The 20,794-nt window shown below is 63.0% G+C and carries 22 protein-coding genes; 6 read left to right on the top strand and 16 right to left on the bottom strand.

Going from position 1 to position 20,794, the window contains the following annotated elements:
• Positions 1–33 precede the first annotated feature (33 nt).
• The 6 genes from O7A05_RS28735 to O7A05_RS28710 all read right to left on the bottom strand — a co-directional run bounded on the left by O7A05_RS28735 (position 34) and on the right by O7A05_RS28710 (position 4,434).
• Positions 34–927 (bottom strand): aminoglycoside phosphotransferase family protein, encoded by an 894-nt coding sequence (locus O7A05_RS28735; protein ID WP_337096489.1) that lies wholly within the window; start codon positions 925–927, stop codon positions 34–36.
• A 42-nt stretch (positions 928–969) separates the two neighbouring features.
• Positions 970–1,902, bottom strand: coding sequence for a GTPase Era (gene era, locus O7A05_RS28730; protein ID WP_337096487.1), 933 nt, complete (start codon positions 1,900–1,902; stop codon positions 970–972).
• Positions 1,887–2,603: a ribonuclease III gene (gene rnc, locus O7A05_RS28725; RefSeq protein ID WP_337096553.1), complete on the bottom strand. Its 717-nt coding sequence runs from the start codon at positions 2,601–2,603 to the stop codon at positions 1,887–1,889. Before rnc ends, era begins: the two co-directional genes overlap by 16 nt.
• 4 nt (positions 2,604–2,607) lie before the next feature.
• Positions 2,608–3,357, bottom strand: a complete 750-nt coding sequence (gene lepB / locus O7A05_RS28720; protein ID WP_337096486.1) for a signal peptidase I — start codon at positions 3,355–3,357, stop codon at positions 2,608–2,610.
• A gap of 79 nt (positions 3,358–3,436) precedes the next feature.
• Positions 3,437–3,850 (bottom strand): holo-ACP synthase, encoded by a 414-nt coding sequence (gene acpS, locus O7A05_RS28715; RefSeq protein WP_337096484.1) that lies wholly within the window; start codon positions 3,848–3,850, stop codon positions 3,437–3,439.
• On the bottom strand, positions 3,847–4,434 hold the full coding sequence (locus tag O7A05_RS28710) for a DUF2062 domain-containing protein (protein ID WP_337096483.1): 588 nt from the start codon (positions 4,432–4,434) through the stop codon (positions 3,847–3,849). Before O7A05_RS28710 ends, acpS begins: the two co-directional genes overlap by 4 nt.
• 215 nt (positions 4,435–4,649) lie before the next feature.
• Here O7A05_RS28710 and O7A05_RS28705 point away from each other — a divergent pair, with 215 nt between their 5' ends.
• Positions 4,650–5,165, top strand: coding sequence for a GNAT family N-acetyltransferase (locus tag O7A05_RS28705; RefSeq protein ID WP_337096482.1), 516 nt, complete (start codon positions 4,650–4,652; stop codon positions 5,163–5,165).
• Here O7A05_RS28705 and O7A05_RS28700 read toward each other — a convergent pair.
• From O7A05_RS28700 to rpoZ, 4 genes are all read right to left on the bottom strand, one after another.
• The gene (locus O7A05_RS28700) at positions 5,158–5,541 is read right to left on the bottom strand and encodes a VOC family protein (RefSeq protein ID WP_337096481.1); all 384 of its coding nucleotides are present in this window, start codon (positions 5,539–5,541) and stop codon (positions 5,158–5,160) included. The genes O7A05_RS28705 and O7A05_RS28700 overlap by 8 nt on opposite strands.
• Before the next feature lie 75 nt (positions 5,542–5,616).
• Complete coding sequence (gene pyrE, locus O7A05_RS28695; protein WP_337096479.1) at positions 5,617–6,195, bottom strand: orotate phosphoribosyltransferase; 579 nt, start codon at positions 6,193–6,195, stop codon at positions 5,617–5,619.
• 182 nt (positions 6,196–6,377) lie between these two features.
• A complete protein-coding gene (locus O7A05_RS28690) occupies positions 6,378–8,612 on the bottom strand; it encodes a RelA/SpoT family protein (protein ID WP_337096478.1) in 2,235 nt (744 codons plus the stop codon).
• Positions 8,613–8,782: 170 nt separating this feature from the next.
• Entirely contained in the window at positions 8,783–9,184 is a 402-nt protein-coding gene (rpoZ, locus tag O7A05_RS28685) for a DNA-directed RNA polymerase subunit omega (protein ID WP_337096477.1), read from the bottom strand.
• Positions 9,185–9,486: 302 nt separating this feature from the next.
• On the opposite strand from rpoZ, the gene O7A05_RS28680 reads away from it, so the two are divergent.
• Together O7A05_RS28680 and O7A05_RS28675 are read left to right on the top strand one after the other, a co-directional pair.
• Positions 9,487–10,068 carry a LabA-like NYN domain-containing protein gene (locus O7A05_RS28680; RefSeq protein WP_337096475.1) on the top strand — a complete coding sequence of 194 codons (582 nt, stop codon included), beginning with the start codon at positions 9,487–9,489 and terminating at the stop codon, positions 10,066–10,068.
• A gap of 12 nt (positions 10,069–10,080) precedes the next feature.
• A complete protein-coding gene (locus tag O7A05_RS28675; protein WP_337096473.1) occupies positions 10,081–10,740 on the top strand; it encodes a uracil-DNA glycosylase in 660 nt (219 codons plus the stop codon).
• A gap of 27 nt (positions 10,741–10,767) precedes the next feature.
• Here the strand turns inward: O7A05_RS28675 and O7A05_RS28670 are convergent, their stop codons facing one another.
• Positions 10,768–11,241, bottom strand: coding sequence for an Lrp/AsnC ligand binding domain-containing protein (locus tag O7A05_RS28670; protein ID WP_337096472.1), 474 nt, complete (start codon positions 11,239–11,241; stop codon positions 10,768–10,770).
• A 144-nt stretch (positions 11,242–11,385) separates the two neighbouring features.
• Here O7A05_RS28670 and O7A05_RS28665 point away from each other — a divergent pair, with 144 nt between their 5' ends.
• Positions 11,386–12,204, top strand: a complete 819-nt coding sequence (locus tag O7A05_RS28665; RefSeq protein ID WP_337096470.1) for a DMT family transporter — start codon at positions 11,386–11,388, stop codon at positions 12,202–12,204.
• A gap of 149 nt (positions 12,205–12,353) precedes the next feature.
• On the opposite strand, the gene O7A05_RS28660 is transcribed toward O7A05_RS28665, so the two are convergent.
• The 3 genes from O7A05_RS28660 to dapA all read right to left on the bottom strand — a co-directional run bounded on the left by O7A05_RS28660 (position 12,354) and on the right by dapA (position 14,540).
• Complete coding sequence (locus O7A05_RS28660; protein WP_337096468.1) at positions 12,354–13,064, bottom strand: glycoside hydrolase family 25 protein; 711 nt, start codon at positions 13,062–13,064, stop codon at positions 12,354–12,356.
• An 89-nt stretch (positions 13,065–13,153) separates the two neighbouring features.
• The gene (smpB, locus tag O7A05_RS28655) at positions 13,154–13,633 is read right to left on the bottom strand and encodes an SsrA-binding protein SmpB (protein WP_127877696.1); all 480 of its coding nucleotides are present in this window, start codon (positions 13,631–13,633) and stop codon (positions 13,154–13,156) included.
• 25 nt (positions 13,634–13,658) lie between these two features.
• The gene (gene dapA, locus O7A05_RS28650; protein WP_337096465.1) at positions 13,659–14,540 is read right to left on the bottom strand and encodes a 4-hydroxy-tetrahydrodipicolinate synthase; all 882 of its coding nucleotides are present in this window, start codon (positions 14,538–14,540) and stop codon (positions 13,659–13,661) included.
• Between the two features lie 453 nt (positions 14,541–14,993).
• On the opposite strand from dapA, the gene O7A05_RS28645 reads away from it, so the two are divergent.
• A complete protein-coding gene (locus tag O7A05_RS28645; RefSeq protein ID WP_337096463.1) occupies positions 14,994–17,027 on the top strand; it encodes a lytic transglycosylase domain-containing protein in 2,034 nt (677 codons plus the stop codon).
• Between the two features lie 243 nt (positions 17,028–17,270).
• A complete protein-coding gene (locus O7A05_RS28640) occupies positions 17,271–18,164 on the top strand; it encodes an alpha/beta fold hydrolase (protein ID WP_337096462.1) in 894 nt (297 codons plus the stop codon).
• 72 nt (positions 18,165–18,236) lie between these two features.
• Here the strand turns inward: O7A05_RS28640 and O7A05_RS28635 are convergent, their stop codons facing one another.
• Together O7A05_RS28635 and O7A05_RS28630 are read right to left on the bottom strand one after the other, a co-directional pair.
• Complete coding sequence (locus O7A05_RS28635) at positions 18,237–19,310, bottom strand: tyrosine-type recombinase/integrase (RefSeq protein WP_337096461.1); 1,074 nt, start codon at positions 19,308–19,310, stop codon at positions 18,237–18,239.
• A 232-nt stretch (positions 19,311–19,542) separates the two neighbouring features.
• Positions 19,543–20,709 carry a porin gene (locus O7A05_RS28630; protein WP_337096460.1) on the bottom strand — a complete coding sequence of 389 codons (1,167 nt, stop codon included), beginning with the start codon at positions 20,707–20,709 and terminating at the stop codon, positions 19,543–19,545.
• Positions 20,710–20,794 lie beyond the last annotated feature (85 nt).

The following is a 20,794-nucleotide window of genomic DNA, read 5'->3' as shown; positions in this document are numbered from 1 at the left end:
GCTCGATCCGTGCTGACATTCGATGGTGCCGTTTCAGACCCAGCGCCGATGATCGGAAAGCACCTCGTCGATCACGCGGCGCTGCCTTTCGGCCTCTGCCTGGTTGGCGTCGTGGCCGGCGACGGTGATCAGCGCCTTCCACAGCGCCCAGCCGCGGCCGCGCGCCCAAGTGGCGTCATCGACGGCGATGCGGGTGCGAAAAGCCTCGCGGCTGGCGCCTTCGAAGAAGATCCAGGCGATCGCCAGATCGCAAGACGGATCGCCGACACCGGAGGTGCCGAAATCGATGACGGCGCTTAAGCTGCCGTCCTCGACCAGCAGATTGCCCGAGGCGACATCGCCATGGAACCAGACCGGGGAGCCAAACCGGGTGGCGGCAAGCGCGGCTTCCCAGACGGTCGTCGCGGCTTGGGTGTCGATCCGGCCTTCAAGCGCGGCGATGGCCTGCCTTGCCTCGTCGTCATAGACCGTCAGCGGCCCGCCACGGTGGAAATTGTGCTGGCCGGGTGCAGGCCCATCCGTCACATCGATGCCTCGCAGCGCGACGAGGAAATCGGCGAGCGAGACTGCGAAGGCGTTGAGATCGTCGATGCGCGCACTCCTGGCCGTCTCGCCGTCGATCCAGCGATAGACCGACCAATGCCAGGGATAGCCCTCGGCCGGCTCGCCCATGGCCAGCGGCGTCGGAATGGGCAGAGGCAAGAGCGGCGCGAGTCTTGGCAGCCAGCGATGCTCCTTCTCGACCTGCGGCGAATAGGCGGCAGCGCTCGGCAGCCTGACCGTCATTTCGTCGCCAAGATGGAAGGTGCGGTTGTCCCAGCCGCCGAAAGCGACCGGGCTGACCGGCAGATGCCGCCATCCAGGGAACTGAGCATCGACCAGCCGGCGCACGAGATCAGCATCGATGGTCGGTTGCGGATCATCCATGCTTTCGTTCCAAAGCCGCTTCGCGCCTTCGGGCGACAGGCATCAATGGGGAAACTCCAGCCCCATCTCGCGGTAGCGCTCTGGATCGTCGCCCCAGTTCTCGCGCACCTTCACGAACAGGAAGAGGTGCACCTTCTGCTCCAGAATGGCAGCAATCTCCATCCGCGCGGCTTGCCCGATGGCGCGGATTGTCTCGCCCTTATGGCCGAGCACGATCTTCTTCTGGCTGTCGCGCTCGACATAGATGACCTGCTCGATGCGCACCGAGCCGTCCTTCTTCTCTTCCCATTTCTCGGTTTCGATGTGCGAGGAATAGGGAAGCTCCTGATGCAGCCTCAGATAAAGTTTTTCGCGCGTGATCTCGGCCGCGAGCTGGCGCATCGGCAGGTCGGAGATCTGGTCTTCCGGATAGTACCAGGGGCCGGCGGGCAACGTCTCGGCGAGATAATCGAGCAGGTCCTTGCAGCCGGAGCCGGTGAGCGCGGAGACCATGAAAGTGCGCTTGAACGGCACGCGTTCGTTCGCGGTCGCGGCCAAGGCGAGAAGCGTCTCCGGCTTGACGCGATCGACCTTGTTGAGGACGAGCAGCATCGGCTGCCGGACATCCTTGAGTCGGTCGAGAATGGCATCGGCATCGCCCTTGATGCCGCGCTCGGCGTCGATCAGAAGCACCACGACATCGGCATCCTTGGCGCCGCCCCAGGCGGTCGTCACCATCGCGGTGTCCAGCCGCCGCTTCGGCTTGAAGATGCCGGGCGTGTCGACGAAGACGATCTGCGCGTTGTCATGCGTGGCGATGCCGCGCACGATGGCGCGGGTGGTCTGCACCTTGTGGGTGACGATCGACACCTTGGCGCCGACCAATTGGTTGACCAGCGTCGACTTGCCGGCATTGGGCGCGCCGATCAGCGCAACGAAACCGGAGCGCGTCGCGGGGGCTTCAGGGGTTTCCGTATCGCTCATGCCGCGCTCCATACGCCTTCGCGCAGCAAAAGAGTAGCCGCGGCGGCCTGCTCGGCCTCGCGCTTGGATCGGCCGCTGCCGATCGCCGGCGCAAAGGAGCCGACCTTGACACTGACGGTGAACAGCGGATCGTGATCCGGACCCTCGCGGCCGTCGACGCGGTAGGCCGGCACAGCGCCGGCGGCCGCCTGGTGCGCCCATTCCTGCAATTCGGTCTTGGCGTCGCGCCGTGCGGCGCCTATCGCTTGCGAGCGCGGCTGCCAATAGCGATGGATGAACGCGCGGGCAGCCTCAAGGCCACCATCGAGGTAAAGCACGGCAATCAGCGATTCCAGCGCATCGGCGCGCAGATTGGTGCGCTTGCGCCCGTCGAGATTGCGCACGTCGGAGCCGGCGCGGATCAGCTCCGGCAGGCCGATCTCCTCGGCGATCTCGGACAGCGCCTCGGCATTGACCAGCGCATTGAGCCGCAGCGACAGCTCGCCCTCGGCGGCATCGGGAAAGGTCGCGAGCAGCATGTCGGCGACGACTAGGCCGAGAACCCGGTCGCCCAGGAATTCGAAGCGCTCGTAATCGACGCCGGCATGGGTCGAACGGGCGCTGGCATGGGTCAGCGCCCGCTGCAGGCGCTGGCGGTCGGCGAAGGCATGGCCGGTACGCTCGACAAGCGCTTCGGCCAGGGCATCGGCGGTCAAACGCTTGCCGGCCGCCATCGCTCTAATGGACAAAATGGAAAAGGCGCCCGGCGCGCATCAGCGACGGCCACTTCCATATCTCGAGCGGGCTCGCCTTGCCGGCGATCGAGAAGAAGATGAGGTTGGCGCGACCGACAAGGTTCTCGGCCGGCACAAAGCCGACGGCGAAGCGGCTGTCGGAGGAATTGTCGCGATTGTCGCCCATCATGAAATAGTGCCCGGCCGGCACGACGAATTCGCGCGTGTTGTCGCCGATCGAATCGGAATTGATGTCGAGCGTGTCGTAGCTGACGCCGTTCGGCAGCGTTTCACGATAGACATCGATCGGCCGGTTTTCCTCGGTGACGTCGGGATTGTCGATCTGGCCGGTCTTCACGCGCGGCACGCCGACGTCGTTGATGAAAAGCTGGCCGTCCTTCACCTGGATTTTGTCGCCGGGCAGGCCGACGACACGCTTGATGTAGTCGACCGACGGATCCGGCGGGAACTTGAACACAACCACGTCGCCGCGCTTGGGTTCCGAGCTCCAGATGCGGCCCGAGAAGAGATCGGGACCGAACGGCAGCGAGTAACGCGAATAGCCATAGGCCCATTTGGTGACGAAGAGATAGTCGCCTTCGAGCAGCGTCGGCCGCATCGAGCCGGACGGAATGGAGAAGGGCTGGAAAAGCAGCGTGCGGATGATGAGCGCGAGCAGCAGAGCCTGGATGATGACGGAGAAGGTTTCACCAAGCCCGCCGGATTTCTTCTGCGATTTTTCAGCCACGCTCATGTCGTCCTCGATTGTGCGATGTTGGTATAGAGTCTCGGCGCGCGCTGGGCAACGTCATGCCGCTCGTGGTCAGATGGAATCAATGTGGCGCTTGTTCGGCGAGCACTCCCTCGATGATCACAAAGGCTTGAGCAAGCGGGAAATCGTCGGTGATGGTGAGATGGATGAGGGCGCGGTGGCCTTTCGGCAGGATTTTCTCCAGCCTGGCCGCGGCGCCGCCGGTCAGCGCCATGGTCGGCGCGCCGCTCGGCAGGTTGACCACGCCCATGTCGCGCCAGAACACGCCCTCGGCCATGCCGGTGCCCAACGCCTTGGCGCAGGCCTCCTTGGCGGCAAAGCGCTTGGCATAGGAGGCCGCGCGTGCCGCCCGCTTTTCCGACTTGGCCTGCTCGACCTCGGTGTAGATGCGCTGGATAAAGCGCTGGCCGTGCCGCTCCAGCGATTTCTCGATCCGTCTGATGTCGATCAGGTCGCTGCCGATGCCGATGATCATTCCGCCGGCACTTCCCGTCCGCCCTGCCGCGCCTTCTTCTCGGCCCGCTCAGCCATGCGCTTCCGGCGCTGCTCGCGAAACACGGTCATGCCCCAGCGCGTGATGCCGTAAAAAACCAACCCGAAGACCAGGCCGAGCGGCACCGCGCCGATCAGCATCGGCTCCAGAACGGGATGCCAGAGCTTGGCGAAGGAGAGCTTGTGCATCATTTCGCCCAGATGCTCGGGCGGCCCGTGCTTGGGCAGGTGCTCATGCAGGAGGAGTTTGCCGGTTTCCCAGGATGCCCCCCACAAAAGCGGGAAGGTCAGCGGATTGCCGAAAAACACGGCGCCAAGTGCTGCCGCGACCAGATTGCCGCCGATGATCCAGCACAGCACGGCGGCAACGATGAAGTGGAAGCCAAGCGGGAAGAAGGAAGCGAAAACGCCAGCGGCGACGCCGGCGGCAACGGAATGCGGAGTCGCCTTCAGCCGCAGGATGCGTTTGGAAAAATACTGCACGGAACGCGAGAACGAGCGGCGCGGCCATAGATAAGTACGCACCCGCTCCAGGAGGCCATCAGGCTCTCGGCGTCGAAAAAGCACTCTGTTCCAGTTCCCGGTCCAACATGCGCTGCCCCTGCCACCACCGGGTCGCGCCACACATATCTTGCGCTTCGATGGCGCAGAAAGGCAACAAGCTTTGATATAGCGACGACTGGGCCGCGCAACAATGAACGCCGCCGCGATGGTCTGCCGCAGGCTGTAATAAGAGCGTCATTCTGGCGAAACTGAGGAAGACAACCGGGAGGCGGAGCCAAATGATCATCATTCGACCGGCGCGGGCCGAGGACGCCGAGGCACTGCCGGCTCTCGAACAGTCCGCCGGGCTGGCGTTCCGCGCCATCGCGGAACTGGCGTGGCTCGCCGACGGCGACAATGTCGGTGTCGAGCGACACCGCGCGCTCATCGCCGCGGGCGCATGCTGGGCTGCCGCAGACGAGAAGGACCGGCCGGTCGGCTTCCTGAGCGCCGGGATCGAGGGCGATGCGCTGCATATCTGGGAGCTGGACGTGCACCTCGACCGGCAGGGCCAGGGCATCGGCCGCGCGCTGCTCGAACGGGCGGTCGCGGACGCCAGGCGGCGCGGCCTGGCCGCGGTGACGCTGACCACGTTTCGCGCCGTCGTCTGGAACGCGCCCTTCTATCGCAAGTTCGGATTTCGCATTCTGGAAAATGCCGAGATCGACGGACGGCTGGCCAGCCTGCTCAGCGATGAGGCCGAGCACGGCATGGTTTTGGATCAGCGCTGCGCCATGCGGCTCGATCTCAGGTGAACGGATACTCGCTGACTTCGACCAGATTGCCGTCCGGATCGCGGAAATAGACCGACATCATCGGGCCGCGCGCGCCGGTGCGCTCGACTGGGCCGACCTCGACCGCCACGCCATTGGCTTCGAGGCTCGCCTGGACTTCGGCAAGCGGCACCGCCGCCACAAGACAGAAGTCGCCGGAGCCCGGCGTCGGCGCCTTCGCCTTCGGCTCGAACGTGCGGCCGATTTCGTGCAGGTTGATCTTCTGCGAGCCGAACAGAAGCGCGGTCGGCCGGTTCGGTTCATCGAGCCGCCGCATGCCGAGCACACGCTGATAGAACGCGCAGGTCGCTTCGACCGAGCGGACCGTCAGCACGAAATGGTCAATACCGGCGATCATGGCGACCCCGGCGCGGGCGGCGGCCTGAGAGATTCAAGCGACGCGCCCAAGTGCTTGTTTTCATACATTGCGGAGTCAGATGTTGCGGCTTCCGGGCTTAACGGCTGGAATAGCGGCAAGTTCCGGCGGCAGGCGGTCGGCGGGATAGGCCGGCACTTCATATTCGGCAAGCGCGATCAACGGCACGCCGACATCGGTCTTGCCGGCCGAGCGGTCGATGATGCAGGCGGCTGCCACGACGTCGGCGCCAAGCTCGCGCAGGCAATCGATGGTCTCGCGGATCGACAGGCCCGTGGTGACGATGTCCTCGACAATGACGACGCGCGCGCCCTTGGCGATCTCGAAGCGGCGCAGCCTGAATTCGCCCCCTTCCCGCTCGACCCAGATCGCCGGGGCGCCGAGATGACGCGAGGTTTCATAGGCCGGGATCAGGCCGCCGATGGCCGGGCCGACGACATAATCAATCCCACCCGGCACCGCCTTGAGTATCTTCTCCGCCAGCGCCTTGCACAGGCGCTCGGTCTTGTCGGCATGCATGAACACGCGGGCCTTCTGCAGGAAGACCGGACTGCGCAGGCCGGACGTCAAGATGAAATGACCTTCGAGAACGGCGCCGGCCTCGCGGAAAATGCCCAGCACTTCGTCGGTGTTCATTGTTCGCTCCATGCCCTTGGTGAGTGGTGAATAGTTATTAGTGAATAGTTAGTTAGTTAGTAGTTAGTAGTTAGTAGTTAGTAGTTAGAGCACCTTCTATTTCGAATACACTATACTATTCACTATCCACTATTCACTATTCACTAATAACTATTCACTATTCACTACCAACTATTCACTGCTCACCCATTCACGCGCCGCGCATCGCTGACGCTCGAATTGTCCTTTAGCTGCGACAGCAGCCGGTTGAGGTGCTTGAGATCCCAGACCTCGAGATCGATCAGCATCTCGGTGAAATCGGGCGCGGTGCGTATCATCGACAGCGTGTGGATGTTGGCGTCATTGGACGCCACCACCTGGGCGATATCGGCCAATGAACCCGGCGCATTGATGGCGGTGACCGAGATACGCGCCGGGAAACGCTCCTTGGTGCGCTCGTCGATATCCCAGCGCACGTCGATCCAGCGCTCGGGCTGGTCGTCGAAGGCCTGCAGCGCCGGCGACTGGATCGGGTAGATGGTGATGCCGGTCCCCGGCTGGATGATGCCGACGATGCGGTCGCCGGGCACGGCGCCTTCCGGCGCGAAGCGCACCGGCAGGTCGCCGCGCACGCCGCGGATCGGGACCGCGCCGTCGCGTTGCTGGTTCTTGCTGTCCTTGCGCGCGGCGCGGGTGCCGGGCATCTGGAACAGCATGCCGGCGGCGTTGCGGATCTTCGACCAGCCTTCTTCGCGCTGCTTGGGCGGAGCGACGGTGACGCGCTCGTCCTTATAGTCGGGGAAGACCGCTTTCATGACGTCGGTCGAGCTCAGTTCGCCGCGGCCGACGGAAGCCAGCACGTCCTCGATATCCTTGCGAGCCAGCCGGTGCAGCACCGGTTTCAGGCTATCCTTGGTAAAAGTCTTGCCGGCGCGCTCGAAGGCGCGCTCCAGGATGCGGGCGCCGAGGCCGGAATATTGCTTACGGATCGCGTTCTTGGTGGCGCGGCGGATGGCGGCGCGCGCCTTGCCGGTGACCACGACCGACTCCCAGGCGGCGGGGGGCACCTGCGCCTTGGAGCGGATGATCTCGACCTCGTCGCCATTCTTCAATTCCGTCATCAGCGGCATGATGCGGCCGTTGACCTTGGCGCCGACGCAGGTGTCGCCGACATCGGTGTGGACGGCATAGGCGAAATCGATCGGGGTGGCGCCGCGCGGCAGCGCGATCAACATGCCCTTGGGCGTGAAGCAGAACACCTGGTCCTGGAACAGCTCCAGCTTGGTGTTCTCGAGGAAATCCTCCGGATTGTCGCCTTCGGCCAGTTGCTCGATGGTGCGCCGCAGCCAGGCATAGGCGTTGGTCTCCCTGGAGATCGCATGGCCCGTGCCGTTCATCTTGCCGCCGGTATCCTTGTAAATCGAATGCGCGGCGACGCCATATTCGGCTATCTTGTTCATCTCCTTGGTGCGGATCTGCAATTCGACGCGCTGGCGCGACGGGCCGACGATGGTGGTGTGGATCGAGCGATAGTCGTTCTGCTTCGGCGTCGAGATGTAGTCCTTGAAGCGGCCGGGCACCATCGACCAGGTGGTGTGGATGGCGCCAAGCGCGCGGTAGCAGTCGTCGACCGTATCGACGACGACACGGAAGCCGAAAATGTCGGAGAGCTGCTCGAAGGACAGCGCCTTGGCCTCCATCTTGCGGAACACCGACCACGGCTTCTTCTGCCGGCTCTTCACGCTCGCCTTGATGGCGTGTTTTTCGAACAGGCCCGACAGCGCCGTTTCGATCTCCTGCAGGACGCCCTTGTTGCGCTCGAAAATCTCGGCAAGCCTTGCGGTGACTGCGCGATAAGCCTCCGGATTGATGTAGCGGAAGGCGATTTCCTCCAGCTCCTCGCGCATGCCTTGCATACCCATGCGCCCGGCCAGCGGCGCATAGATTTCCATCGTCTCCTCGGCGATGCGCAGGCGCTTGGACTCGGGCATATGGTCGAGCGTGCGCATGTTGTGCAGGCGATCGGCGAGCTTGACCAGAAGAACGCGAATATCCTCCGAGATCGCGAGCAGAAGCTTGCGCAGGTTCTCGGCCTGCTCGGCCTTCTTGGAGACCAGATCGAGCTTCTTCAGCTTGGTGAGGCCCTCGACCAGCTTGCCCATTTCAGGGCCGAAGAGCTCGTCGATCTCGGCGCGGGTCGCGGTGGTATCCTCGATCGTGTCGTGCAGCAGGGCAACGGCGATGGTCGCCTCGTCCATGTGCATGTCGGTGAGGATGGCGGCGACTTCGAGGGGATGCGAGAAATAAGGATCGCCCGAGGCGCGTTTCTGGTGGCCATGCTTCTGCATGGCATAGACGTAAGCCTTGTTGAGCAGCGCCTCGTTGACGTCAGGCTTGTAGCGCTGGACGCGCTCGACAAGCTCATACTGACGCATCATGGCGGGATCTCACGGTGCTGAAATGATTGATGCGCCGCACTGGCGTGCGACGCATCCCATAGATAGCCACGAAACTTACGAGACGGAAGTGCCGGATGCTTGATCCAGGCCAACTCGGAAGCTTTTCAGAATCCGCTCAGCAACCAGCTGAGCAGAATTATCATAAGCCCTTAGTAGTCGTCGCTCTTTTCCGGCGGCACCAGACCTTCGATGCCGGCGAGCAGGTCTTCTTCGCTCATGCGGTCGAAGGTAATGTTTTCCTCGGCCTCGTCGGTGTCGGCTGCGACAGCGGTCTCGCCGGTCTGGTCGGTGATCGCCTCGCCCTCGGCCTCCGGCTCGTCGACCTCGACATGCTTCTGCAGCGAATGGATCAGGTCTTCCTTGAGGTCGTCGGGCGACAGCGTCTCGTCGGCGATCTCGCGCAGCGCGATGACCGGGTTCTTGTCGTTGTCGCGCGGAACGGTGATCTGCGCGCCCTGGCTGATCTGGCGGGCGCGATGGCCGGCGAGCAGCACGAGTTCAAAACGGTTGTCGACCTTGTCGATGCAATCTTCAACGGTTACGCGGGCCATGGACTGCCCCTTTCATGCGATGGATTTGATGGAAAGCTGGCGCGCTCCATAACGCGGGCGCGGGCGAAATACAAGCTTTAAGGCGCCGGCGCCAACTTTGCGACCCTTGCCGGCTCATCATCGGGGGCGCGCCATGATGGCGCTTAGATAGTCGCGATCACAATTGCTTGCAATGCCGGCCGTGCCCTTGGATATCCACAAATTGCGCGTTATCTCGGATGTGACGGTACCGAGGTCCATTTGCCGGACCTATTCGTCAAACGCTTTTAGACGACAGAAATTTTCGAAAGGGATGTTTTTCAATGTTCGATCCCCGTGAAAAGATCGCTCTTTTCATCGACGGTGCCAATCTCTACGCCACGTCCCGCGCGCTGGGCTTCGACATCGACTACCGCAAGCTCCTGTCGAGCTTCCAGAAGCGCGGCTACCTGCTGCGCGCCTACTACTACACCGCGCTGGTCGAGGATCAGGAATATTCCTCTATCCGGCCGCTGATCGACTGGCTCGACTATAATGGCTTCAAGGTGGTGACGAAGCCCGCCAAGGAATTCACCGACTCGACCGGCCGCCGCAAGATCAAGGGCAATATGGACATCGAGCTGACCGTCGATGCGCTGGAGCTCGCCGATGTCGTCGACCATTATGTGATCTTTTCCGGCGACGGCGACTTCCGCACGCTGGTCGAGGCGCTGCAGCGACGCGGCCGCAAGGTATCGATCATTTCGACCATGGCCTCGCAGCCGCCGATGATCTCCGACGATCTGCGCCGCCAGGCCGACCATTTCATCGACCTGATGACGCTGAAGAGCGAAGTCGGCCGCGATCCGTCCGAGCGGCCCGTGCGCCGGTCGGAACCCGCCGAAGTCGACGAGGACGACTATTGACGGACTGCGGCCTTGAGCGCCGCGCCCTCCCCCGAACCCGGCCGTGACTGCCCGCTTTGCCCGCGGCTCCATGATTTCATCGCCGCCTGGCGCGAGCGTGAGCCGGGCTGGTTCAACGCGCCGGTGCCGACCTTCCTGCCACCGGAAGGCGAGAATTCGGTCAAACTCCTGATCGTCGGGCTGGCCCCCGGCCTGCGCGGCGCCAACCGCACAGGACGCCCCTTCACCGGCGACTATGCCGGCGACCTGCTCTACGGCACGATGATCGCGCACGGCCTGGCGCGCGGGGAGTTCAAGGCAAGGCCGGATGACGGGCTCGAGCTTGTCGGCACGGCCATCACCAATGCGGTGCGCTGCGTGCCGCCGGAGAACAAGCCGGTGGGCGCCGAGATCGCCACCTGCCGGATTTTTTTGAAACCCACCATCGCGCGCTTCCCCAACCTTCGCGCTATCCTGACGCTGGGTTCGATCGCGCATCAGTCGACGGTGCGGGCGCTGGGTGAGCGCGTCGCAGCCTTTCCGTTCCGCCATGGCGGGCGGCAGGAAGCCGGCAGCGGCATCGCCTTGTTTTCCAGCTATCACTGCTCGCGCTACAACACCAATACGGGCGTGCTGACGGAGGAGATGTTCGTCAATGTGTTCAAGGAGATTGCGGCATTCCTGAAGAACTAGATTCAGAGTGCCCCGGTGGTCCGGCGACTATACCGGCAGCAGTGCATGCGGCTTCACGTCGCCTATCGAGGCATAGGTGTGCGTCTCCTTCACTCCCGGCAGCGCGAGAATGACCCGCGTCAGAAAATCCTGATAGGCGGCCATTTCCGAAATTCGCGCCTTGACCAGATAGTCGAAGCCACCGACGACCATGTGGCACTCGAGAACCTCGGGCGCCTGGGTCACCGCTTCGGCGAAGCGCTCGAAAATATGAGGCGCGGTGTGATCGAGGCGAACCTCGATGAAGACGAGCGTGCCGCGCCCGATCTTGGCGGGATCCAGCACGGCCCTAACCGCGGTGATGTAGCCTTCCCGAAATAGCCGCTTCACCCGCATGCTGGTGCCGGTCGGCGACAGGCCGACACGCGCCGCCAGATCAAGCGTGGTGCGACGCCCATCTTCTTGCAGCAATCGCAGGAGATTGCGGTCGACGCCGTCGAGGTCGCTTGCTTCAGCATTCACGCTACATCTGCCTCTAATCTGTGAGTTTCACTCGAATTTCGAGAAAAGAGCGTATTTTGCCACGGGCTTTTCGGCAATAGCCTGCGCTTTCATCGCTTTGTGCGGAGATGATCTTCGATGGTGATGTCACGACGGCGGCGGAACATGGCGGACGCGCGAGACTCAGGAAACTCCAGGCTGGCGATCATCGCGGGCCTCATTATGATCGGCATCTACGCCATCCAATTCGTCGCCGCCCGCTTCAGCCTCAGGGAGCATCTGACGGCGACGGATCTGGCCGCCTTGCGCTTCGGCGGCGCGGGGGTGGTCTTTCTGCCGATCGTCTGGCGCGGCGGCTTTGTAAGCATGAGGGCGCTTGGCTGGCGACGGGCCCTGGCATTGGCGGCGCTGGCCGGGTTGCCTTATCCGCTGATCATCAATTGGGGCCTGACCTATGCCCCTGCCGCCCATGCGGCGGCGCTTTGTCCAGCGTCGATCGTCTTCTTTTCGTTCCTGCTGTCACGCATCGTCTTCAACGAGAGCGCTCCGCAGCAACGGACCATCGGTGTCGTCGCGATCATCGCCGGCCTGTTGCTGTTCATTGCGCCGGCGCGCGACGGCACCGGCGGCGTTCTCGTCGGCGATATGCTTTTCATTGGATCGGGGCTGATGTTTTCGGCCTATGCCGTTCTTGTCAGGCGGTGGCGTGCCGATCCCGTCACGGCCACGGCCGCGGTAGTGCTCCTGTCCTGCCTGCCGCTGCCGGTTCTCTACTTCGTCGCACCAAGCCATATCCATGCCGCGGCCGCCACGGAAATCATCAGCCAGATCGTGATCCAGGGGATTCTGGCCGGCGCGGCAGCCATGTTCCTCTATACCTATGTCGTCGGGCAGTTGGGGCCGCAGACGGCATCGCTGTTTCTGCCCGGCATACCCATCGCCACGTGGCTGTCGGCATTGCGGTACTCGGCGAAACGCCGATGACGATCCAGTTCGCAGCCATTACCATCATGGCCGCCGGGATGGGCTTGTCAGCGATCGGAGGGCGGATTGCCAATAGACGCCTTAATGCACCGGCGCCGGGAGGATCGTAAGCCTTCAGCGGTGCGGCAAGCGATTCAAGGACCGGCAATTCAAGGCGTCGGCGCAAACAACTTCGCCAGCGTCTCGCGGCCGCCCTTCAGGACATTGAGATCGACATCGCCTTCGATGCCGTCGACGCGGCCCATATTGTGATACTGCCAGTAGATCCAGTCGTTCTCGCGCGGCCTCATCGCCAGCGAACGCAACCAGCGCCGGCGGTTAAGAATGCTGCCGGAATAGGCGTCTGCCGCCTCGTCGGTCAGATAGAAAATCGCCTGCTTGCCGAATGCCGTCTCGACCGGGCCGAGGAAAGCGGCAAGCTCGGCGTTCAACTGCTCGGGCGATGGGCGCTGCGGACAATTGCCGCCGAACTCGATGTCGACCACCGGCGGCAAAAGCGGCTCACCGCGCGGCACTACCGAGATGAAGTTCTTCGCCTGGTCGGCGCCTGGCCGGCAGAAGGTGAAGAAGTGATAGGCGCCGACCGCCAGGCCGGCCGCGCGGGCCTCGCGCAGGTTGATGGAGAATTGCGTATCGACATGGGTGCCGCCTTCGGTCGCCTTGATGATGGCGAAGGCGACATCGTCGGCGGCGACGCGGGGCCAGTCGATCTTTCCCTGATGATGCGAGACATCGACGCCACGGATCGGGAATTCCTCGCGATCCGGGGAAAAGCCGCGGAACCAGAAGAAGGCGCCTGCCACGACGGCACTGGCGACAACCGCGACGGCAAGGCCCCAGAACACAATCCGCTTGCCCAAGACATCCCCCGTCGGAAGGCAATACGCGCCGGACCAGAGAACCGGCCGGCGGCTTTTTTCAGGCGACCGGGTGCGGCCGGCCCGGGAGCTTAGCCGCGCTCCTTCAGCAACCGGCCCTTCTCGCGCGACCAGTCGCGCTGCTTTTCGGTCTCGCGCTTGTCGTGCAGTTTCTTGCCGCGGGCAACCGCGAGCAGCAGCTTGGCGCGGCCGCGATCGTTGAAATAGATTTTGAGCGGCACCAGCGTCATGCCCTCGCGCTCGACGCTCTGCGAGAGTTTCGCCATCTCGCGCTTGGAGACCAGCAATTTGCGGCGGCGGCGCGGTTCGTGGTTGAAGCGGTTGGCCTGCAGATATTCCGGAAGATAGGAATTGATCAGCCAGATCTCGCCGCCCTCGGCCGAGGCGTAGCTTTCCTGGATGTTGGCCTGGCCCTGGCGCAGCGACTTGACCTCGGTGCCGGTCAGCACCAAGCCGGTCTCGATCGTGTCGAGCACCTCGTAGGAAAAGCGCGCCTTGCGGTTTTCGGCGACCGTCCTGTTGTTGGGATCGGCTTTCTTCACTTGATTCATAATGCGGAGAGGTGGCGCCTCATCCCTAATTTATCAAGCCGGCGTGCTTCAGCGCCGCGTCGAGCTTCTCGGCGGTCGAGGACTCGACCGTCACCAGCGGTGAGCGGACCACGTTCTCGACCTTGCCCAGCTTCGACAGCGCGTATTTGGCGCCGGATACGCCGGGCTCGATGAAGATCGCCTTGTGCAGCGGCAAGAGCCGGTCCTGCAGCTCGAGCGCCCTGGCGCTGTCGCCGGAGAGCGTCGCTTCCTGGAATTCGGCGCAGAGCCGCGGCGCGACGTTGGACGTTACCGAGATGCAGCCGACGCCGCCATGGGCGTTGAAGCCGAGCGCGGAAGCATCCTCGCCGGAGAGCTGGATGAAATCCTTGCCGCAGGTCATGCGCTGCTCGGAGACACGCTCGACCTTGCCGGTGGCATCCTTGACGCCGGCAATGTTCTTGAAATCGTGGCGCAGCCTGCCCATCGTCTCCGGCGTCATGTCGATCACCGAGCGCGGCGGGATGTTGTAGATGATGATCGGCAGCTTGGTCGCGCGGGCAACGGCGGCGAAATGCTCATAAAGGCCGCGCTGCGTTGGCTTGTTGTAATAAGGCGTGACCACAAGGGCGGCATCGGCGCCGGCCTGTTCGGCATACTTCACCAGGCCGACAGCTTCCTCGGTGTTGTTGGAGCCCGCGCCGGCCACGACCGGCACCCTGCCCTTGGCCACCTCGATGGCGACCTTCACGACATGGCGGTGCTCCTCATGCGAGAGCGTCGGCGACTCGCCGGTGGTGCCGACGGGAACGAGGCCCTTGGTGCCCTCGGCGATCTGCCATTCGACGAAAGCGCGAAAGGCTTTCTCGTCGAAGCGCCCGCTCTTTTCGAACGGTGTCACGAGCGCGGTGAGCGAGCCTCTCAGCATATCGTCCAAACTCCTTGGAACTTTGTTCGTTTATGCATGTCATTACCCAAAACCCGGTTCCTGCTTTGGGCGACATGCATCGGCATCTTATTTGCGCGCCTTCTAACCGAAAGCGAAGCCGCGCACCATAGTCTCGACATGGTTCAGCGGCAAGCATCGGCGTAGTGCCAGTGTCGTGGTTTTCGATGTTCGCTAGAAGTCGATATCAGGGCTCGGGGCGAACATCGAAAACCAAACGACACTGGATTCGGCAGTTGGCTGGTGTCCTGCGATTCTGAAATTCGCGCCGAGCCGGATATCAAGGTCATGCGAATTTCAGAATCGGGACACCAGCAAGCGCCATTCGAACGGCCTCGATAACCTTTTGTTTACGAGCCCTTCACGACCTAAGTTTAGGCTTCGTGTCGGGGTCTCAAGTGCCCGCGCCTGCTGACCATGTGCTAGGATCGCAAAATGCCGACGAGGCGGCCTCATCTCTTCGCGCTTTTGGGCGCGATCGTCGCGTTGATGCCAGGCATGGCGATCGGCGGCAGCGTCGACGCGCGCATGACAGCCTCGATCCCGGCTCCCGATACACCGCAGGCGACCGGCCCTACATCGCAGTCTGACGACATAGCGCATCTGAAGAGCGGCCTCGACGCGCTTGCCGCCAACAACATTGCCGGCGCGCGCAATGCCCGCGACACGCTGCCTGCCACCTCGCTCGACAGGCATATCCTCGCCTGGGCGATCGCGCTCTATGGCGGCGACCAGGTGCCGAGCGGCGAGATTGCCGATGCCGCCAAGATGCTACCGGGCTGGCCAGGAACGATCGCGCTGCGCAAGAACAGCGAGCGTGCGCTCTATCGCGAAAACCCGCCGCCGCAAGTGGTGGTTCAAGCCTTCGGCCGCAGCCAGCCGCTGACGCCCGAGGGCGTCATCATCCTTGCCCGTTCGCAGGTGGCGCTTGGCAACCAGGCCGCCGCCCGCGCGATGCTGGTGCCGTTCTGGCGCAGCGTAAAACTGGAAGCCAAGGATGAGAACGCCATCATCAAGGAGTTCGGCACGCTGATTCCGGCGGCCGACCATCGCTACCGCATGGAGCGCATGTTCTATGCCGACCGGCCGTCCTCGGCGCTGCGGGTCGCCGGCCTCGCCGGCGCACAGCCGCTGGCGGATGCGTGGGCGGCCGCCGACAAGGGCGACAAGAACGCCGCCAAGCTGTTGAAGGCGGTGCCCGCGGCGCAGCGCTCGGCAGGCTATTTCTTCGCCGAGGCCGAATATCTGCGCAAGCAGCAGAAATTCACCGACGCCGCTGCTGTCGTGATGAAGGCACCGACCGATCGCGATTCGCTGGTCGACCCCGATGCCTGGTGGGTCGAGCGCCGCGTGCTGTCGCGCGAGCTGGTCGACCAGGGCGACATGAAGACCGCCTACAAAATCGTCTCAATGCATGCGGCCGAAAGCCCGGCCAATGCCGCCGAGGCCGAATTCCACGCCGGCTGGTATGCGCTGCGCGGCCTCAACGATCCGGCGACCGCCGCCACCCACTTCAAGCGCATCACCGAGCTCGCCCAGGGACCCGTGTCGCTGTCGCGCGCCTATTACTGGCTCGGCCGCGCGGCGGAAGTCGGCGGCCCGGGCAGCGCCAAGGATTATTTCACGCACGCTGCCAGCTACGGCACGACCTTCTACGGCCAGCTCGCGGGTGAGCGCGTGGGCCTGAGGACCCTCAGTATCGTCTATCCGAAACCGAGCGCCGCCGACCGCCAGAGCTTTGACGGCCGCGAGGCGGTGAGCGCGATCAAGCGGCTGCAGGAGGCGGGCTATGACCGCTACGCCGAAACGCTCTACCGCGATCTTGCCGGGCAGCTGACCAGTCCGGGCGAACTGGCGCTGCTTGCGGTGCTGGCCGAAAAGCAGGGCAACCATTTCATGGCGCTGAAGGTCGGCAAGATCGCCGCCCAGCGCGGCATCGATGTCGGCGCGCTGTCGCATCCGCTGGGTGTCATTCCCGATACGGCCAACATTTCCGGGTCGGGCAAGGCGCTCGCCTATGCCATTGCTCGCCAGGAAAGCGAGTTCAACATCGGCGCCGTCTCCAGCGCCGGCGCCCGCGGCCTGCTCCAGTTGATGCCGGGCACCGCCAAGCAGCTGGCGAAGAAGGCCGGTATGAGTTTCTCGCAGGCCAGGCTGACGAACGATGCCGGCTACAACGCAACGCTGGGCTCAGCCTTTCTCGGCGAGCAGCTTGACCGCTTCGGCGGCTCCTATGTGCTGACCTTCGCCGGCTACAATGCAGGCCCCAACCGCGCCGCCCAATGGGTGGCGAAATACGGCGACCCGCGCGGCAAGGACGTGGACGCCGTCGTCGACTGGATCGAGCGGATTCCTTACACGGAAACAAGAAGTTACGTGCAGCGCGTGATGGAAAATTACGAGGTCTACAAGATGCGTATTTCGGGCAAGTACGACATCGTGGGGGATCTTGTGAATGGGCGGAGTTGAGCGCTTTTCCTTCTCCCCTTGTGGGAGAAGGTGGCCGAGCGAAGCTCGGTCGGATGAGGGGTGTTCCAGCTTGGCGGTATGTTTGAAATCGCCGCGGTCTCATTCCTTCCAGCACCCCTCATCCGTCTCGGCACTATCGCGCCGATCCACCCTTCTCCCGCAAGGGGAGAAGGGAAGAGTGTTTGACGATCCCTGCCCTCGCCTGTAGCTGTCGGTCACCCCCCAACTGGGAGAGGCATTCCAATGGCGAGCGGCGAAGGTTTGTCCGACTTCTTCTATTCGGCGCCTGACGGCTTGAAACTCCACGCCCGGATCTATGGCGAAGAGGATGCGAAGGGCTGGCCGGCCGTCTGCCTGCCCGGTCTCACGCGCAATGCCCGCGACTTCCACGAACTGGCACTCCACCTTTCGAGCAAAGCCGAAAGGCCGCGAAAAGTCGTCGCATTCGACTATCGCGGTCGAGGGCAATCCGACAATGATCCCGATATCGGCCACTATAATGTCGGGGTCGAAGCCGGGGACGTGCTTGCGGGGCTGTCGGCGCTCGGCATCGAGCAGGCTGCTTTCATCGGCACCTCGCGCGGCGGCCTGATCATCCATGTGCTCGGGGCATTGAAGCCGGCCGTCCTGAAGGCCATCGTGCTGAACGACATCGGCCCGGTGATCGAGGTCGAGGGCCTTGCCCATATCCGCTCCTATCTCGACCGCGCGCCGAAGCCGAAGATACTCGCCGAGGCGGTGGATACCCAGCGGCGCGTGCATGGCGCCGATTTCCCGGCGCTCACCGACGCCGACTGGGCGCGGATGGTCCGGGCAATCTGCCGCGAAACGGAGGCCGGCTGGGTGGCGGATTTCGATCCGGCCCTGGTCGACACCTTTGCCGGCACCGACTTCAGCAAGCCGCTACCGGATCTCTGGCCACAGTTCGATGCTTTAGCCACCGTGCCGCTGCTTGCCATTCGCGGCGGCAATTCAAAACTGTTATCCGCTGCGACTGTCGAGGAGATGGGAAGGCGGCATCCCGGCATGGAGACGATCACCGTCGAAGGCCAGGGACACGCGCCGTTCCTGGAAACCGGAAGCCTGCCGGGGCGGATTGCGAATTTCCTCGATCGGGCAGAACGCAAATCAGAATAAAGTAAAGACCGAGACTAACTCAGTCTCAGGCCTTCTCGATGAAATATAGATTCGCCGACGCGCGGCGCTCGCCTATTTGCCCTTCGAGCTCTTGCGGCGTGCCTTCGCCGGCTCCGATCCGCTCTCGTTGCGAGCGGCTTTGGCGGATGACGGCGCGGTCAACGGAGACGGAAAAACCGAGCTCTCCGCCGGGCGCGGCGCCTCTTCGGCACGCGGTTTTTCCAGCACGACGACGCAGCCATCGAGGTCGTTGGTGGCGAGATGCGCGTAACGCATGGTCATCGACAGCGTCTGGTGGCCGAGCCACATCTGCACGCGCCTGATGTCGATACCGCCCTGGACAAGGCGCGAAGCGCAGGTGTGGCGCAGGATATGCGGTACCACCTGTTCATCGGCGCCAAGACCGACTTCCGCTTTCGCTTCGTTCCAGATGGCGCGGTACTGCGCCTGGCTGAGCTTGGTGAACGGACCCTTCGGCCGGCGACCCTCGGTGGTCGGCGGCAGCTTGATCACCTCCTTGACCCGTTCGGTCATCGGGATGGTGCGGCTGCGGCCGGATTTCGTGATCCAAAATGAGACGCGGTGCTCCTGGATGTCGTTCCAGATCAGGCCGAGCGCCTCGCCTAGACGGCAGCCGGTGTCGACCAGGAAAACGGAAAGTCTGTAAGCATCCTCGCTGCGGCTCTTGATGGCAGCGAACAGCCTTGTCTCTTCGTCCCTTTCGAGGAAACGAATCCGTCCCGCCCGCTCCTTCTGGCGGCGGAACTCGGGCAGGCTGTGGATATCTCCCATCTTATGAGCCTTGCGCAGCAGCTTACTGAGTGCAGCCATCTTGCGATTGATGGTTGCGTTGCTGTTCCCGCGCTGGCGCAAGGTACCGATAAGATTGTCCAGGGTGTTCTGGTCGAAGGTGCTGAAACGTTCTCCGAGAAGGATCTCGTCTATTTCACCGATGAAAGAGCTGACATTGTATTTATGCCGCCCATCATCCCAGAGTATATCCCGGTATGCTGCAAAGAGTTCCCCGATCCTGTACGATTTTACTTCCCGGATCTTGTTGTAAGTGTACCTAAACTTCGAATTCTGAGAAGAAAATACCGCAAAATGACCAGAGGGCTCCCCCTCTTGAATCGCTTCGTTCGACATTTTTAGCCACACCCCCTGCGGTTAAGCCTTCAGCCCTAACCGTTCGGAGATGTCCTTTCAAGAGTTTTCGAATCCGGTGGCCGACCACATCCGCCGTGGCGAATCCCACAAAGTCGCTCCACAGACCCGATCAGCTTACCGTTTCACCCCCATCCTTTCGTTTGGCCTATCGCGAAAACAAAACGGCCCGAGCGTACGCTCGGGCCGGATTTCACTTGTAGCAGTCCAGCCCTTAGAAGGAGCGCTGGAAGCGAAGCATGCCGCCGACGCTGTTCTTCTTGTCAGCGTTGGTCCAGTTGAGTCTGTCGGTACCGGTGCCGAAATCGTCGAACCTGCCAGCGTGCAAGTAGTCGACTTCGGCCGTAATCGTCAGGCCGGGCACGATGTCGTAAGCGACGTTCGCGGCGATACCGAGATTCTTCCACTCGTCATACGACGCCTGGAGGTTGAACGAGGTCTTCTCGTTGAACTTGTAGGTGCCGCCGCCCCAGACTGCCCAGTTGCCGCCCCACTGCTTGTAGAAGCCGCGGCCACCGGCCGGGATTGCCCAGGTCGCGTCGCTGAGGTTGTCGTCGGTGCCGTAGCCAGCCATGATGAACAGCGAGAGCGCGTCGGTGGCGTTCACGTCCAAGCGAACCTTGCCGGCCACTTCCTCGTAGTTGCTGTCGTAGGCCACGACGCCGGTGATGGCGCCCCAGCCCTGCGTCCACTTCACGCCGCCGACGACGTGCGGAACATAGCTGTCGATGGTGCCGATGAGGCCCTGGCCTTCTTCCAGCGAGACCACCGCCGAGAAGCCGTTGCCGGCGTCGAAGTAGTACTGGACGACGTTGGTGTCGAAATCGCCGTAGGGAACGAGCGTATCCTGGATGACGTTGCCGGCATAGCCGATGAACGTGTCGAAGGCCGATTCGTCCTTACCGACGCGGAGACCACCGAGCTGGATCCAGGCGAAGTTCAGCGAAACGCCCTTGTTGTGGGCGAAATTGGTGTCCCCATTGGTGCGGTAGCCGTAGTCGTTGTGATTGCCGAAGTTGAAGCGGGTCTCGGTGTAGGTCTTCAACGTGCCGAGCTCGGTCTCCTGGCCCGTCCAGGTCTTCAGCGTGAAGCGGGCCTGCTTGTAGAACGTGTCCTGCTGGTCGCCATCCTCATGATCGAACGCCTTCGCGCCGTCGAACGAGCCGACGTCGCCGATGCCGATGTCGTAACGGACATAGCCGCCGATGCGCAGGCAGGTCTCGGTGCCGGGGATATAGAAGTAGCCCGAGCCGTACACGTCGCAGATCTTGACGTATTCAGCCGGTTCCGGCTCGGCGACGGTCACCGCGTCGGCGGCGCGGGCGCCCGAAACTGCGATCAGGGCCGCAGCTGAGCCGAGAAGAAGGCTCTTGATGTTCATTTTCTGACCTCCAGTCAAAAGTTAAAAAACGGGTCTGGGTATTTTTTGCTGAAGGACAGCGTTCCCTGCCCCATCCCCACTTACC

Origin of the sequence: Mesorhizobium argentiipisi (SeqCode), from assembly GCF_037179585.1 — a bacterium.
Taxonomy (GTDB): domain Bacteria; phylum Pseudomonadota; class Alphaproteobacteria; order Rhizobiales; family Rhizobiaceae; genus Mesorhizobium; species Mesorhizobium argentiipisi.
This window is presented reverse-complemented; position numbering and strand designations above follow the sequence as displayed.